Annotated in this window: 13 protein-coding genes; 6 read left to right on the top strand and 7 right to left on the bottom strand. The window is 54.0% G+C overall.

Translation table 11 applies throughout. The annotated features are described in order from the left end of the window. Positions 1-107 precede the first annotated feature (107 nt). The gene (locus GOV91_RS20665; RefSeq protein WP_171236832.1) at positions 108-815 is read right to left on the bottom strand and encodes an IS6 family transposase; all 708 of its coding nucleotides are present in this window, start codon (positions 813-815) and stop codon (positions 108-110) included. A gap of 133 nt (positions 816-948) precedes the next feature. On the opposite strand from GOV91_RS20665, the gene GOV91_RS20660 reads away from it, so the two are divergent. After that, a complete protein-coding gene (locus GOV91_RS20660; protein ID WP_171236831.1) occupies positions 949-1,956 on the top strand; it encodes an AraC family transcriptional regulator in 1,008 nt (335 codons plus the stop codon). A 323-nt stretch (positions 1,957-2,279) separates the two neighbouring features. Here the strand turns inward: GOV91_RS20660 and GOV91_RS20655 are convergent, their stop codons facing one another. The 4 genes from GOV91_RS20655 to GOV91_RS20640 all read right to left on the bottom strand — a co-directional run bounded on the left by GOV91_RS20655 (position 2,280) and on the right by GOV91_RS20640 (position 6,416). Beyond that, a complete protein-coding gene (locus GOV91_RS20655; RefSeq protein WP_170494793.1) occupies positions 2,280-3,257 on the bottom strand; it encodes a 2-dehydropantoate 2-reductase in 978 nt (325 codons plus the stop codon). A 4-nt stretch (positions 3,258-3,261) separates the two neighbouring features. Further along, the gene (locus GOV91_RS20650; protein ID WP_171236830.1) at positions 3,262-4,797 is read right to left on the bottom strand and encodes an acyl--CoA ligase; all 1,536 of its coding nucleotides are present in this window, start codon (positions 4,795-4,797) and stop codon (positions 3,262-3,264) included. A 60-nt stretch (positions 4,798-4,857) separates the two neighbouring features. After that, positions 4,858-5,541, bottom strand: a complete 684-nt coding sequence (locus tag GOV91_RS20645; protein ID WP_170383457.1) for a fumarylacetoacetate hydrolase family protein — start codon at positions 5,539-5,541, stop codon at positions 4,858-4,860. A gap of 194 nt (positions 5,542-5,735) precedes the next feature. Further along, positions 5,736-6,416, bottom strand: coding sequence for a FadR/GntR family transcriptional regulator (locus GOV91_RS20640; protein ID WP_170494798.1), 681 nt, complete (start codon positions 6,414-6,416; stop codon positions 5,736-5,738). 141 nt (positions 6,417-6,557) lie between these two features. Here GOV91_RS20640 and GOV91_RS20635 point away from each other — a divergent pair, with 141 nt between their 5' ends. From GOV91_RS20635 to GOV91_RS20615, 5 genes are all read left to right on the top strand, one after another. Further along, positions 6,558-7,472 carry a fumarylacetoacetate hydrolase family protein gene (locus GOV91_RS20635; protein ID WP_371732348.1) on the top strand — a complete coding sequence of 305 codons (915 nt, stop codon included), beginning with the start codon at positions 6,558-6,560 and terminating at the stop codon, positions 7,470-7,472. Between the two features lie 61 nt (positions 7,473-7,533). Beyond that, entirely contained in the window at positions 7,534-8,559 is a 1,026-nt protein-coding gene (locus tag GOV91_RS20630) for an ABC transporter substrate-binding protein (protein ID WP_253282734.1), read from the top strand. Next, positions 8,556-9,365, top strand: coding sequence for an ABC transporter ATP-binding protein (locus tag GOV91_RS20625; RefSeq protein ID WP_170336353.1), 810 nt, complete (start codon positions 8,556-8,558; stop codon positions 9,363-9,365). Before GOV91_RS20630 ends, GOV91_RS20625 begins: the two co-directional genes overlap by 4 nt. Next, the gene (locus GOV91_RS20620) at positions 9,362-10,234 is read left to right on the top strand and encodes an ABC transporter permease (RefSeq protein ID WP_170383463.1); all 873 of its coding nucleotides are present in this window, start codon (positions 9,362-9,364) and stop codon (positions 10,232-10,234) included. The genes GOV91_RS20625 and GOV91_RS20620 overlap by 4 nt, the downstream gene beginning before the upstream one ends. Further along, on the top strand, positions 10,224-11,300 hold the full coding sequence (locus tag GOV91_RS20615; protein ID WP_170494801.1) for an Ldh family oxidoreductase: 1,077 nt from the start codon (positions 10,224-10,226) through the stop codon (positions 11,298-11,300). Before GOV91_RS20620 ends, GOV91_RS20615 begins: the two co-directional genes overlap by 11 nt. Positions 11,301-11,342: 42 nt before the next feature. On the opposite strand, the gene GOV91_RS20610 is transcribed toward GOV91_RS20615, so the two are convergent. Together GOV91_RS20610 and GOV91_RS20605 are read right to left on the bottom strand one after the other, a co-directional pair. Beyond that, complete coding sequence (locus GOV91_RS20610) at positions 11,343-12,017, bottom strand: GntR family transcriptional regulator (RefSeq protein WP_171236829.1); 675 nt, start codon at positions 12,015-12,017, stop codon at positions 11,343-11,345. Between the two features lie 9 nt (positions 12,018-12,026). Further along, positions 12,027-14,903, bottom strand: coding sequence for an FAD-binding and (Fe-S)-binding domain-containing protein (locus tag GOV91_RS20605; RefSeq protein WP_171236828.1), 2,877 nt, complete (start codon positions 14,901-14,903; stop codon positions 12,027-12,029). Positions 14,904-14,909 lie beyond the last annotated feature (6 nt).

The following is a 14,909-nucleotide window of genomic DNA, read 5'->3' as shown; positions in this document are numbered from 1 at the left end:
TGCGCAACCATAACCACACGCCCTTCGGCCGGATTGTCGAAGCGCGACAACAAGGGTGCTGTCAGACGAATTCGAACCAGTCTCAGTTTGCCGCGAAAACCGCGAACCTATCCGGAACAAAGTTGACGCCACTCGCTAAGAGCGGCGGTGCGTGTCTGCTTGAAGGAGTCTCGGCTGGTTAGCGATCTTTCCTGGTTGAAGTGGTTGTACACGGAGGAATGGACGGAGGCGAATTTCTGTAGACTTCGCATGCGCTTGAAACGCTGCATCGCGCGTTCGCGTCGTCGAAACGGCAGGTGCGAATTCTCGACGCGGTTGTTTAGCCACCTGCCCATCTGTTGTTTTTCGAGAGCACCCAAATCTCTAAGGGCAGCCTTGTAGGAAGCGAAGCGATCTGTGACGATCTCTTCGGCGCAGCCGTGCCGCTTCATCAATTTCTTGAGAAATTTCAGTGCTGCAGCTTTGTTACGGCGCTTCGTTACAACGGCTTCCAGCACCTCGCCTTCGTCATCCACAGCGCGCCAAAGATAATGCCGTTTGCCATTCACTTTCACAAAGACCTCGTCCACGTGCCACTTCCATTTTGAAAAGGTTCGGAGTTGCTGCACACGCTTCCGTCTGATCTCAGCGGCGAACATCGGGCCGAACCTATTCCACCAATAGCGGACTGTCTCATGGCTTACATCGATCCCACGTTCATGCAGGAGATCTTCGACATTCCGAAGCGAGAGTGGAAATCGGATGTACAGCATCACCGCCAGGCGGATGATTTCGGGGCTGGTTTTGAAGTATTTGAAGGAGGCAGGTTTGGTCATTCCTAAATGCTATGCAACCGCCCTGCCCCGCTCAAGCAAAGTTCTTCTGACAAGACCCCACTGGATTTGCATTGCCATTTTGGCGCCTAGGTGCAAATTGTTTACCCAAATTGAACAGAGATATGGGACAACATTGGGAAAGACGACTGAGAAGAAAGTCATCGTTCCGGTCGTAACCAGCGCAATGACGCAGCCATTTGCCGCCATAGCACTGCAAAGCGGTGCTGATATTGATGCGCTGTTGGAACCAACTGGTTTAAGCCTGAAGGAAATACAGATCGGCGAAGCACTCATGTCCGGCCAGAAATGGTACGACTTCATGCAGGACCTGGCCGAAGTGATTGATGACCCCTTCATGGGATATCACGTGGGGTCTCAAGCCGCGTTCGAAAGCCTCCCCAATTTGAAAAACCTCGAAACCAATGATGCCACTCTGGGCAATCTACTGACGTCAATGGTGATTGAAGCCGAGAGTTTGACCTCGCTAGCTGATTATCAGCTATCTGTACGCGGAAAGCAGGCCGAGCTCAGCTCCGTGCGCACGTTTGAGCCGTCGTGCAAACCAGCACAGGCAGACGGCTATTTTGCGGGTTTCTTAGTGCAATTGACGCAGCTTTGTTGTGGGTCGCAATGGGACGCAGGTAGGTTTGATATGAGCATTTGCGATCCGTCCGCCATCCCTAGAGAAATGCGCTCTATCGCCCGAGTGAAACAAGTCAGCTCAAAAGGGGTAAGTTTCAAATTTCCGGCAATGTGGTTGTTGATGGCGAACCAAGGCGAATCCAATCAAAAGCCAATCGACGGCCATATCAGACAAACGGATTTTATGACGTCTGTGAGCTTGCTGATGGAGCTGCATCTCAATGACCCATCGCTGACAATGGCGAAGTTTGCGAAAATCGCGTCAAGCACGCCCAATGAGCTCAAACGCCATTTCGCAATACACAAAACCACGTTTCTCACAGAATTGGACGCGCACCGCCGAAATCGAGCAGTAGCACTCTTAAAGAGTTCTAACTTGCCGGCCTTCGAAATTGGCCCGCGCGTCGGTTTTCCTGATCCGTCGGGCTTCTCCCGCGCATTTAAGCGTTGGACTGGTACCACTCCGGGCAAATTTCGAGCCATGAGTAAGAAAGAATGAGCAACATGCCTCGATCAATACTCCCGTCAAATTAACGACCGTTTAGTCCGCAAAGTAGACGTTCAAGCAAGTTGCAGCGAACGACCGCAATGCGGACAAAGCGGATGTACAGCATCACCGAAAGGTGGATGATCTCGAGATTGGTTTTAAGAATTTGAAAGAGGCAGGTCTAGTCATAGGCAAAAGCAAGCAAAACTCCTGCCCCGCCCAAGCAAAGTTCTTCTGACAAGACGCTTGAAAGATCCGCGTTTTGTAGCGCCGGATCGCTATTCAGCTCCCCGCCCGCCCAGAACTGATCTCTTCAGATGATCGCCAGCAGAATCTTAGTAAAGACCCGCGACCTTTGCCCTCAGTTTTATAAGTGATGCAACAGTGTCGATTGTGGGTGTTGCGATCCCGGTCAGTTGCCCCAATTCCTGTACTGAAGTGACCAAGGCATCAATTTCCATAGGTCGGTTCAGCTCCAAATCCTGCCACATCGAGGTCTTGTGTGCTCCGACAGCCGCTCCTCCGTCAATGCGCTTTTCGACATCAATCGGGAACCTAACCCCCAGTTTTTCACCGATTTCCTGAGCCTCTAGCATCATTCCACGTGCCACGGAGCGTGAACCTTCATCAGTACACAAGACATCAAGTGTTGAGTGGGTAAGTGCGGAAATCGGGTTGAACGACAAGTTGCCCCATAGCTTCAGCCAAATTTCGTCCCGTATTCTTGGTCTTACGGGCGCGCGCAACCCGGCGGTGGACAATGCAGCCGAAAAGTTGGAGGCACGGTCTGATTTAGTGCCATCGGGCTCACCCAAAGAAAAACGATTGCCTTCGACATGCTTGATCGATCCCGGAGCAATGACTTCCGCGGCCGGATAAACAACACACCCAAGCACACGATCCGGTCCGAAACCGTTCCATTGCGCGTCTCCCGGGTCTACAGATGACAATCTCGTCCCCTCGAAGGGACCGCCCAGCTTGTGGAAATACCACCAGGGTACCCCGTTCACTCCGCTCACTATTGTCGTTTCATCCCCAATCAGTGGCTGGATCGAGTCCACAACTGCTGGAACGGAATGCGCTTTCAGTGTGATAAAGACATAGTCTTGGGGGCCGAGATCGGCGGCATTGTCCGAGGCGCGTATTGGCACATTGATTGGGTCCTGCCCATCCTCTTGGAGAGTCAGCCCTTTTTCTTGCATTGCAGCCAGATGTGGGCCACGTGCAACGACACTGACGTCGACGTCAGTCTGCGCGAGCTTCGCGGCAACGTAACCTCCGATAGCTCCGGCACCAAAGATGCAAACTTTCATGTGTCTAAGCCTTTGCCAGTCCCAATTTAGCGGCCAGCCCAATCCTTTGTATCTTACCAGTCGCACCTTTTGGTATCTCTTCGAGAATAACCACTGAAGTCGGCACCTTGAATTTTGCGAGCCGTGCGCCAATAAAATCCCGGACGTCCTGACCTGCAATCGTCGCTCCTTCTGAGAGCACCACCGCCGCCGCTATATCTTCGCCCAGTTTCTCGTGGGGAACGGCAAAACAAACTGCCTGAGCAACGTCCGGATGGCTTAGAAGCACGGCGTCAACTTCAAGTGGACTGATTTTTTCTCCACCGCGATTGATAAGCTCCTTAAGGCGTCCAGTCAGTCGCAGATAATCCTCTTCGTCGAACGACCCTTGATCACCGGTGCGAAACCAGAGTTTTCCATCCGCTTCAAAGAAATTGTCTGCATTTGCCTGCGGGTTGCTCTCATACCCAGGGGTCACGTTCGGACCGCTGATAACGATTTCTCCGACATCCCGCGAAGCGATCAATACATTTTCCGTTTCGTCTGCAATTCTGACTTCAGGGCCCGCTGCTACTCCGACGTATCCGGGCTTTTGCTTTTGTGGAGGAAGCGGGTTGCAACACATTTGATGCGTGGCCTCAGTCATACCGTAGGCCTCGATGACAGGCGCATTGAATGTCGCCACCAACTCTTCCATGACCGGCGCGGGCAACGACGCGGAAGACGACCGCAAGAAACGCAAGCGCGATTGCTCAATGACTGATTGGTTTCGGGCGGCTCGGGCGAGAATAGCTTGGTGCATTGTCGGAACCGCCGTGTACCATGTCGGATCAACCTCAGCGACCTGTGAAAAAAAGCTAAGAGCGTTGAACCCAGGGGCGCAGCTAATTTGCGATCCGGCGCCTAAAGAAGCCGCGACTGCTGCGATCAACCCATGGATATGGAACAGCGGCATGATGCTTAGACAACGATCATCGACTGTCAGCTTCAAAGACGAAGCCACGTTCCGTGCCGAAGAGTAGATATTGGCCTGCGTCAAAGGAACGATCTTGGGGCGCGACGTTGTTCCTGATGTATGGAGTATCAGGGCGACGTCATCTTCACCCGGCGCTGATGTATCAGCCACTCCAATTGGGTCACAGGCCAAAACGGAAAACTGTCCAGCTGGACGAGAACTATCGCTAGAAATCCGCAAGACGGCCACACCCAGTTCAGTCGCCGCTTGCACGACTGGGCCACTTTCGTTTTCGCTTACTACAAGAGCCTTGGCTTTCAAGTCTTTGAGATAGAATACATATTCTTCGATAGTATAAGAAGGGTTTAAAGGCGCCGTCGTCGCCACTTGGGCGACGGATATGAATGCCGTCGCCATCTCTGGTCCGTTAGGCAACACAATTGCCACCCTGTCGCCGCGCCCTATTCCGATCTGATGCAGATCCTCTTTGACCTTCGCACAATGCTCGCGCAAACCAAGGTAGCTCAACCAAGGCTGGCCAGGAGCGCCAATGGCATTTGCCGTGTCTGCATGGTGTGCAATCAATTCAGCGACTAAATGGGGCATCTGATATCCGTTTACACAAGCATCGGTTTCTTTCGCAATGTTAGGTCGTCGCAGCAGGTTCTAAGTCACGCGTACGTTCAGGCTGCCCAGCTTGTCGACGGCCAAGACCATAACATCCCCTCGGTTGACGGGACCAACACCAGAAGGTGTCCCTGAAAGGATAACGTCCCCGGCCGCAAGCTCGAAGTAGTCGCTCAGATACGAGATCATCTCGGGGACTTTCCAAATCATCTGGTTCAAGTCGCCTTCTTGCCGAACTTCACCATTCACCGTCAGAGTAATCGGACCTCTGTCGAGATGCCCGACCTCTGATGCCTTGTGAATTGGTCCGCATGGCGCCGAGCGCTCAAACGCTTTCCCAATTTCCCACGGGCGGCCCATCTTTTTCATCTGCCCTTGCAGGTCGCGACGGGTCATATCAAGCGAAAGGCCGTACCCAAAGACATGATCCAATGCATCGTCCACCGAGATATTCGTGCCGCCGGACTTGAGCGCAACAAGCATTTCTGCTTCGTGGTGCACGTCGGAACTGTGCGGAGGGTACGGGAATTCCCCCGAAGGGTCCAAATTGTTTGGGTTCTTTTGAAAGAAAAATGGAGGTTCCCGGTTCGGGTCATGGCCCATTTCAATTGCATGCGCCGCGTAGTTTCGTCCAATGCAGTAGACACGCCGGACCGGGAACGTGCCGCCCCCCGATACGGGTATGACATGCACCTGCGGCGCGGGAATTACATGATCGGACATCGCTTTCCTCCTGAACGCTTGACTGCCAAAGATCGGATTTCCGAACGGTCAGATACCTTCCGATCGATGCCACGCCACATTCAAACGGACGCGGCGGCTTACCAAGTCATCGCCAAAATTCAGGCTGTTTTGCAAGACCAACGGCTACAATCTGCCCCGACCATTTCCCGAATTGGTTGGGCGCCAGCGCTACTTCAGCTGTCGGACTGGATGCTCGTAGGCAGCACCCGCGAATAAACCGATTTCAGGTGATCCACCATGGCACTGGCCGCAAGCTCACAGTCGCCCTTTGCTATGGCAGACACGATCACATCATGTTCGCTAAAGCTGGAATAGTCTTCTGCGGGCTTTAAATTTTCGCGTGGCTGCCCCCAAACAATCGATCTTCGAACCGAATTCAAAGTCTCAAAGAAGTATAAAAAGAGCTGGTTACGAGTGGAGCGGGCTATAGCGTAATGCAAATTATTGTCCCAAGCTTCGTACGTGCGCCAATCCTCTGCGGTACGACATTTGTCCGCGCATAGCCTCATTTGCTCACGATCGGAACGTGTGGAATGGAGCGCTGCGAGGCGGCTAAGCTGCGGCTCGATCGTAAATCTAACGGATACAACCTGCTCAGGTTTAATTTGGTTGCCCAAATAAGTTACATCGGTGAGGTTGAGAACCGGCCTGGATCCAACAAATGTTCCCCGCCCCACATGACGCCAGATCAGCCCCTGGGCCTCAAGCTCTGCCAACGCTCTTCGCAACTGATTGCGAGTGGTCCCAAGTTTTGAACACAGCTCACGTTCAGGTGGGAGCCTGTCGTTATGCCTGTATCCGGCATTGTTAATCAGGTCGCGTACGCGGTGCGCGAGTTCGGTTGGTGCACTCATATCTCCACCCAATTTAGCGATTGGTTGATTGATTGAAACGCCAAGTCGGAAAAAACTCAAGGGCGAGAAGAAAGCAAGAAACGAGTCGCCGGACAGGATCCGTGACCACGTCTTGACACAAGCACGAGGGAGGAGTGCCGAGTGCGGTTAGCAACTGTTTCCGTAGAGGGCCACGCCGTTTGCGTGGCAATACTAAACGATGGCGGCAAGTTGGACGTTTTGCGCGCAGCGCAAGTGCTTGGCGAAGCGCTGGACGCAGGTTCAATGCAGCATCTGATCGCAGGCGGAAAAGAAACGCTTGGCGTTTTGAAAACCCTCGTTTCATCGGCCGAAACGGGTAATCTAAACGACGCACTGGTCCCGGATGACGTGCCGTTTCTGGCACCAATTCCTTCCCCGCGTAAGAACGTTTTCTGTGTCGGGCGCAATTATGCTGAACACATCGCCGAGGGCGAACGTGCCCAAAACCAAAAAATTGGAGTAACAGAGCATCCGGTCTTCTTCACAAAACCGCCGACATCGATTGTGGCGCCAGAGGCAGACATTCTGATATTCCCCTCGGTCTCACAAGCCATTGACTATGAAGTTGAACTGGCAGTTGTGATTGGAAAACCGGGGCGAAACATAGCCAAGGCTGACGCATACGACCATGTATACGGCTATACGATCCTCAATGACATCACCGCACGCGACATTCAACGCCGACATGGTGGGCAGTATTTCAAAGGCAAAGGTTTAGATGGGTCTTGCCCATTGGGCCCCTTCATAGTGACCGCTGATACAATCAGCGATCCGCACGCTCTATCAATCGGATTAACAGTCAACGGCGAACAGCGCCAAAACGGATCGACGTCGGACATGATTTTCGACATTCCAACGCTGATCGCATCCCTTTCAGAAGGTATGACCCTGGAACCTGGCGACGTAATCGCGACCGGAACACCGTCTGGTGTCGGATACGCCATGGACCCCCCACAGTTCCTGAAAGACGGGGACACTGTGGTTTGTGAAATTTCAGAAATCGGCACGCTCAGGAATACCGTGCGCGTCGTTTAAGTGGCTCCTGCATAGCTGAATCTGCAGGTTGCCAACCATGCAAGGGAGGAAGACTAAAATGATGAACAGAAGGACTTTCACAGCGTCCTTGCTTTCGGCGGTTCCGGTAGCAGGAGCACTAGGAACACAGGGCTTTGCGCAGGACTTGCGTAAAATTACCTTCGTGCAGCCAAGCCCTTCGGCAATCAATTCATTTCCGGTTTTTGTCGCCATCGGCGAAGGTTATTTCGCTGATGAAGGGTTGGATGTGACCGTCGAGGCGATCAACGGCTCAGGAGCCGTGCTTCAAGCATTGTCCGCCGGACAGGCTCACTTCGGTCGCCCCGGTCCTGGCCCCTTAATTGCCGCACGGTCGCGGGATGTAGATGCCGTACACATCTACAACGTTGCGGCACGCAGCAACTTTGGCATAGCCGTGCCAGAAGACTCTGACATCCAAAGTGTTGAAGAGCTTCGAGGTAAAGTTATCGGAACAGGTACGGCCGATGGCGCAGAAGTCGGCTTTGCACGTAACGTGATGACCGGAGCAGGCATGAAAGAGGGTGAAGACTTTACCTTCCTTACCGTCGGCGACGGTGGCCCGGCGACCGCGGCTTTCCTAAACGGCGAAATCGACGCTTACTCTGCTTCGACGGCTGACACGGCAATTCTGAACCAGCGCGGAATGGCGGTGCGTGACATCACGCCTGCGGAGTTCGGGCGTTTCTTCGGTAACGGCATCGCCACAATGGCTGACACAATCGCCAACGACCGTGAATTGGTCGAAGCTTGGAGCCGCGCGTTCGCACGTGGTCATGCATTTGCACTGGATGATGCCAACCGTGAAGCTGTTTTGAAGCATTTGGCGGATGGCAACCCGCAGGAAGGCGAGGACAAGGAGTTCCAGTCAGCACTGTTCGATGCCGTACGCTCGAAAACTATCGCGGCGGATCCGAGCAATGGCCTGGGATGGTACCCCGCCGAAGTTTGGCAGGAATGGCAAGACGCACTTGTTGCAGGGGGCGAAATCCCAGGGCCGCTGGATGACCTGAGCGCTGCTTGGACCAACGAGTTTGCTGCCATCGGCAACGCGGCTGTCAGCAAATGAACGCTGTAGTCACACATGAGTTTTCCGGCGCGCCTTTGGGCACGCCGGTCTATGAGTTGACCCATGTAAGCAAGACCTATGCACGCAATCTTGTTGTCGCTCTCGAGGACATCAATCTGACGCTTCGGAAAGGAAGCTTCACATCTGTCATCGGGTCCAGCGGGTGCGGCAAGTCAACTCTACTAAAGATCATGGCGGGTCTGATCCCGCCCACCAAAGGGCGTGTAATCCTTCAGGGGCAACCAGTCACTGGGACCCGCCGGGACATCGGTATGATGTTTCAGCAAGCGACGCTTTTCCCATGGAAAACAGCGGTGGAAAACATCGTCTTGCCAATTGAGATCCGCGATGGAAAAGCGGCGGCCAAGCAAGCTATGGCCAAGGCGCATGAACTTTTGGACATCGTAGGTTTGCAAGGGTTCGAAAACGTATATCCGAACGAATTGTCAGGCGGTATGGCACAACGCGCTTCGATCTGCCGAATGCTGATCACGGAACCAGCCGTGCTATTGATGGACGAACCGTTCAGCGCGCTCGACGAGTTGTCACGCGACATGATGAACATGGAATTGCAGCGGATTTGCAGGGAACAGGATGCGACTGCTTTTCTTGTGACGCACTCAATTCAGGAAGCTGTTATTTTGTCTGACGAAATTGTCGTCTTGAAACCGCGCCCAGGCAGGATTGCTGAAATCGTTGAGGTCGACCTGCCACGCCCACGAACACTCGACATGATGACGACACCCAAATTCGGCGCTATCGTAGACTACATTCGCAGCCTCCTTGATAAGGGAGAAGAAATGTGAGCGAAGTTCAGAATTACTCACCTTCCGTAAAAGACGCTGCCCCCTCAGAAGACACTGTATGGGAGCAGAAGGTTCACTTTATCGACTCGGTTCCTCGCTGGCTGGCGATGACCTTTGTCTTCGTGGTTTTTGTCGGAACTTGGCAAATTGTGACCAGCCTTAGGCTGGTCTCTCCGATCATTCTACCGACGCCGATGGAGACCCTCAAAGATATGATCTTCGTGGGGCAAAACCTTTTGACCGGCGGCTACATGCTTGGGGCACTGTGGATTACCATCAAAGAGGTCATCTATGGTTTTGCGCTGGCAATCGCGATCGGATTTTCGCTTGGTGTTTTGGTTGGCGAAACAGCCTTTGGCGAGAAGGCAGTAATGCCCTATTTGGTTTCTATCGATACGATGCCGAAAGTCGCGTTCGCTCCTCTTTTTGTGGCTTGGTTGGGTTTCGGCATTGAATCCAAGGTGGCACTTGCGGCCTTTATCGCGACGTTTCCAATCGTGGTTGGGACTGCGGCCGGACTTCACGCCGCCGACGAAAACGCGCGCATGTTGTTCAAGACGATGGGCGCCAGCCGGATGCAGACATTGATCAAGATGAAACTGCCAACCGGTCTGCCGCAGATATTCACCGGCCTCAAAATCGGAGCAGTTGGTGTTATGGCAGGCGCGATCACAGGAGAGTTCCTGGGGGGCGGTAAGGGATTTGGTGAGTTGATCCGTGTTGCGGCATCGCAGCTCAATACTCCGCGCGTGTTCTCCTTGATCCTGTACCTAAGTCTCGTTGGTCTCGCTGTATTTGCGACGGTGGTTTGGACACAGCGAAAACTGGTGTTCTGGCACAAAGAGCAGGTTGGCAGAGATGACTTCTGAGCCAGTGAAAATAAACTGCCAGACCTTGCGTGAATTTGTGGCGAGCGCGCTGGAAACTCGAGGTGTTCCAAAAGCGGATGCAGATCAGGTGGCTTCGACGATGGTTGAGGCCGACATATTCGGATATGGCACCCATGGAGTCTTTCGCTTGCGCCAGTATCTTGCCCGATTGGCCGGAGGCGGGTGCAACGCCAAACCAAACGTTACCGTCATACATCAGTCTGTCGCGACCGCGTTGATTGACGGCGATGACGGACTTGGGCATTTGGCTATGTCGGCGGCGCGAGATCTTGCGATAGAAAAGGCGAAAGAGGCAGGTATCGGATGGGTCGGTGTTCGGCGCGGCAATCATGCTGGACCTTTGGCACTTTATGTGCGCCCACAAGCCGAAGCTGGAATGCTTGGCATGGCCGCAGCGGTGGGCAGTGCTAACCACGTTCCGCCCTATGGCGGAAGCGACTTGCTTCTTGGCACCAATCCTATCGCTTTCTCTGCACCTGCCGATGGCCCCGACCCGTTTGTGTTTGATATGGCGACGACAGTTGCCGCGATGGGTAAGATCAAGACCCTGTTGCAGCAAGGCGAACCTATGCCCGAAGGTTGGATGGTTGGGCGTGATGGCAATCCGTTAACGGACCCTGCCCGCAAATCAGAAGGGTTTCTTTTGCCGATCGGAGGTCCGAAGGGTTTCGGCCTTTCCGTGGCCATAGGGTTGATGGCCGGAGTCTTGAACGGCGCTGCCTTCGGCTCTGACGTAGTCAACTTCACATCAGACACAACCTCACCCACGAACACAGGGCAATTCGTAATGGCGCTTGATCCGGCGGCCTTTGGAATGGAAAAAGACTTTGCTTCGAATGCAGCCCGCGTCTTCTCTGAAATGCGCGCATCCGCCCCCCTGCCCGGTCATGACCCGGTACGCCTGCCCGGAGACGGAAAAACGGCTGCAGCTGAGGCCCGTCGCAAAGACGGTGTAAGCCTCAACCCCGCTCTTTGCCGAGACCTCAACAATCTCGCCCTGGACTGTGGACTGACTCCCCCGTTTCCTGATGTTAGCACTGACTAGCGGCATATCTGAGGGAAGCCGGACTGCACTTTTGACCAGAGTTTAGCGAGGCGTCACTTCTGGCTTCAGCGCTTTTACAAGCGCCGAAAGTTTGTTCATCATGTGAAGTTTCATTGCCTTACCAAGCCCATCTGCATCTCGGGCCTTGAGCAACTCCATCATGGTTTTATGTTCGTCAATTGCCTGTGCCCAACGCTCGTCCGACAAGTTGGCCAAAAAACGTGCACGGCGGACCCGCGCGGCCAAAAGCTTATGGTGGTTTTCCAGTATGTCGTTTCGCGCGCCCTTTATAAGTGCCTGATGGATGTCTTGATTGGCTTTAAAGTACGCCTGTCGATCACGCGCTTCGTACGCGCTCAGCATATCCTTGTGGCTACTTTCAATCCGTTGAATTTCCGCAACGTCCATTTGCTGACACGCTAGTTCCCCCGCCAGTTGCTCAAGCGCTGCGAGCACTGGAAACGTGTTTTCCAATTCTTCCCTCGTAACACTCGCGACACGGGCACCCCGGTTGGCTTGAAGCACCACAAAGCCTTCGGATGCAAGAACCTTTAGGGCCTCTCGCAATGGTGTCCGGGAAACACCCAATGAGTCGCAAAGCTGTTTCTCGGGCACTTTCTCACCCGGCTTCAAAACGTCTTCGACGACAAGATTGCGCAAGCGTTCGACCAACTCTTCATGTAGGGTCGGGCGATTAATGCTATCCGTCAGGTTCATATCCACATCCTAATATTCAAGGACCATATCCAGCAGGCGCGCGACGTGCATCGCTTGGCGCTGCGTACCTTCGGCGATTTGGTGGCGGCATGATGTTCCATCCGCCACAACAATTGCATCCGCAGGCGCCGCCTCCAAAGCTGGAAACAGGTCGAGTTCCGCCATCTTGATCGAGACATCAATAGTGCCGGGCGCGTATCCAAACGCCCCGGCCATACCACAACAACTGCTTTCGATCATGTGAACCTGTGATGCGGGAATACGCTTAAGTAAGTTGAGCATCGGTGTAACGGCATCGTGTGCTTTCTGGTGGCAATGACCATGCACATAAATGGGGCGATCTACCGATTTGAGAGGCAGATCCGGCTGTTTGGCCAGAAACTCCTCAAAGGTATGAGAGGCTTTGGATAGCAACTCCGCATCCCGCCCCGGACAAAGAGTCAAATACTCGTCCCGGAATGTGAGGATAGAAGAAGGTTCGAGACCGACTACCGGTATGCCCTGTGCAGCTGCTTCTCGCGTCGCGTCAATCACACGCTGTGCCTCGTGACGCGCCTCTTCCACGCAACCCTCAGCCAAAAGAGTGCGCCCGCAATCCAGCGGCCTTCCTGTTTGGTCATCTCTTGCTATGGCAACCCGAAGCCCTAGCGCACGCAGAACCCGGACAGCGGCGCGCAGATTGTCTGGCTCGAAATATCGGTTGAACACATCGGCAAACAGAAGCACCTGCGGATCTGTGTCTTGGGCCTCGACATCCCGGAATGGGTCGGAGGACCACACTGGCAGGTCACGTCGCGCCGAAATTCCAGTTGGTTTCTCCAACAGCGTACGCAAGGGCCCAATTTTGTTTCGAGCATTCAATAACCACGCGATTTTTGCAGCTTTTGGCGCATATCTCGGCAGATAAGCTATTAATTTATCAGCCAATGTCAGCCCGTCTTTTTTGCGCTTTGCTGAAAGTACTTCGATCTTCATGCGGGCCATATCGACGCCAGTCGGGCATTCACGCGCACAAGCCTTGCAAGACACGCAGTATTCCATCGTGTCCTGCATTGCGTCTGAAGTTAAACCACCAGGCAACTGCCCGCTGATGGCAAAACGCAACGTGTTTGCCCGCCCGCGTGTGGCGTCACGCTCGTTTCTCGTCGCACGGAAGGAAGGACACATTACTCCGCCCTTGAGCTTGCGACACGCACCGTTGTTGTTGCACATCTCGACGGCACCCTGAAATCCTCCTCCGGCACCCGGCCAAGCGGACCAGTCCAACGCCGTTTCGAATTCAGGAACTGAGTAGTCCGGGCTGTAGCGGAATAGGCGGCGATCATCCATGGCAGGCGCGTGCACGATTTTGCCGGGGTTCATTAGCCCGGCAGGGTCAAACCGGGCCTTAACCTGTTCAAACGCGGAAACGATACGAGGGCCGAACATCTTTTCATGAAACTCTGATCGTACGATCCCATCACCGTGTTCGCCTGAATGAGACCCTTTGTATCTCTTGACTAGATCAAAGGTCTCTTCGGCAATCGCCCTCATTGTCCGGACGTCTTTGTCCTGCCGCATGTTCAGGACAGGACGAACATGGAGACACCCGACTGAGGCATGCGCGTACCATGTCCCTTTTGTGCCGTGCCGGGTAAAAATTTCGGTCAGGCCAGCGGTATAATCGGCGAGATCAGGCAACGGGACGGCGCAATCTTCCACAAAAGAGATCGGCTTGCCGGCCTCCTTCATCGACATCATAACGTTCAACCCGGATTTTCGGTATTCGGCGATCGAGTTTTGCAGTTTGGTATCAGTAACTGATACAACCCCGCCCCAGCGGTTTTCAGTCCCACTGAAATCAAACCCAAGATCTCCCATCAGTTGCGATAGCTCGACCAGCTTTGCAGCATTGGCGTCAGCGCTACCCTCAGCAAATTCCACTAACAACAACGCTTCAGGGCTGCCTTCTACAAACGCCTCAATCGTACTGCGGAACAATGGGATATCTCTCCCCAACGCAATCATGGTGTCGTCGATCAATTCTACCGCCTGCGGCTTGAGCGTCACGAGGTGCTGTGTTGCCTCCATCGCAGCACGGAACGTCGGGAAATGACACACGCCGACAACTTTCTCGCCCGGCAAGTGAGCAAGGTTCAGTTCCAATTCAGCGAAATAGGCCAGAGTGCCTTCTGACCCCACCAGCAAATGAGACATGTTGACGTCGTTGCCGACAAGCGCATCGATGTTATACCCGCCCACACGACGCTGGAGATTGGGAAACCGGGCGTCAATTTCCGCAGCCTCGCGACGCCCCAGAGCACGCATGTCCCCAACAAGATCGGCATAATCGCCAGATGCCGTCGTATCGGCGCTGAACCGTGCTTCCATACCATCGCTGAGGATTGCACTTATTGCGCGGACGTTATCGCGCATGATCCCGTAGCGCAGGGATTTTCCACCAGAAGAGTTGTTGGCGGCCATTCCTCCAAGCGTGCAACGCGACGCGGTCGAGGGGTCTACGGGAAACCATAAGCCATATTGCTTTAGTGACTGGTTCAACTGATCCAGAACAACGCCGGGCTGAACACGCGCGACACGGTTCTCAACGTCCACGTCAAGAACACGATTCAAGTGCTTGGTGTTGTCTAAGACAACGCTTTGATTGACCGTTTGCCCACATTGCGATGTGCCGCCGCCGCGCGGAAGAACGGAGCATCCTTCGTCGCGCGCTACAGACATCACGGCCTGCACGTCCTCTTTGTTTCGGGGAATGACCACGGCGTCCGGCATCATCTGATAGATCGAAGCGTCAGTCGAGTATCGTGCGCGTGATGCCGGGTCAGCCATCACCTCGCCTTGGACGTCAGACATCAGTCGGCGATGCAACGATCCATTCTCAAGCATCGGGTT

The organism is Ruegeria sp. HKCCA6837, from assembly GCF_013034475.1.
Classification (GTDB): domain Bacteria; phylum Pseudomonadota; class Alphaproteobacteria; order Rhodobacterales; family Rhodobacteraceae; genus Ruegeria.
Note: the sequence above shows the minus strand (reverse complement) of the source record. Positions and strands in the feature narration are given on the sequence as shown.

Excerpts from the sequence above, each read along its gene's own strand:
- GOV91_RS20665 (WP_171236832.1), bottom strand. The coding sequence starts at position 815 with ATGACCAAACCTGCCTCCTTCAAATACTTCAAAACCAGCCCCGAAATC.
- GOV91_RS20655 (WP_170494793.1), bottom strand. The coding sequence starts at position 3,257 with ATGAAAGTTTGCATCTTTGGTGCCGGAGCTATCGGAGGTTACGTTGCC.
- GOV91_RS20650 (WP_171236830.1), bottom strand. The coding sequence starts at position 4,797 with ATGCCCCATTTAGTCGCTGAATTGATTGCACACCATGCAGACACGGCA.
- GOV91_RS20645 (WP_170383457.1), bottom strand. The coding sequence starts at position 5,541 with ATGTCCGATCATGTAATTCCCGCGCCGCAGGTGCATGTCATACCCGTA.
- GOV91_RS20640 (WP_170494798.1), bottom strand. The coding sequence starts at position 6,416 with ATGAGTGCACCAACCGAACTCGCGCACCGCGTACGCGACCTGATTAAC.
- GOV91_RS20630 (WP_253282734.1), top strand. The coding sequence starts at position 7,534 with ATGAACAGAAGGACTTTCACAGCGTCCTTGCTTTCGGCGGTTCCGGTA.
- GOV91_RS20625 (WP_170336353.1), top strand. The coding sequence starts at position 8,556 with ATGAACGCTGTAGTCACACATGAGTTTTCCGGCGCGCCTTTGGGCACG.
- GOV91_RS20615 (WP_170494801.1), top strand. The coding sequence starts at position 10,224 with ATGACTTCTGAGCCAGTGAAAATAAACTGCCAGACCTTGCGTGAATTT.
- GOV91_RS20610 (WP_171236829.1), bottom strand. The coding sequence starts at position 12,017 with ATGAACCTGACGGATAGCATTAATCGCCCGACCCTACATGAAGAGTTG.
- GOV91_RS20605 (WP_171236828.1), bottom strand. The coding sequence starts at position 14,903 with ATGCTTGAGAATGGATCGTTGCATCGCCGACTGATGTCTGACGTCCAA.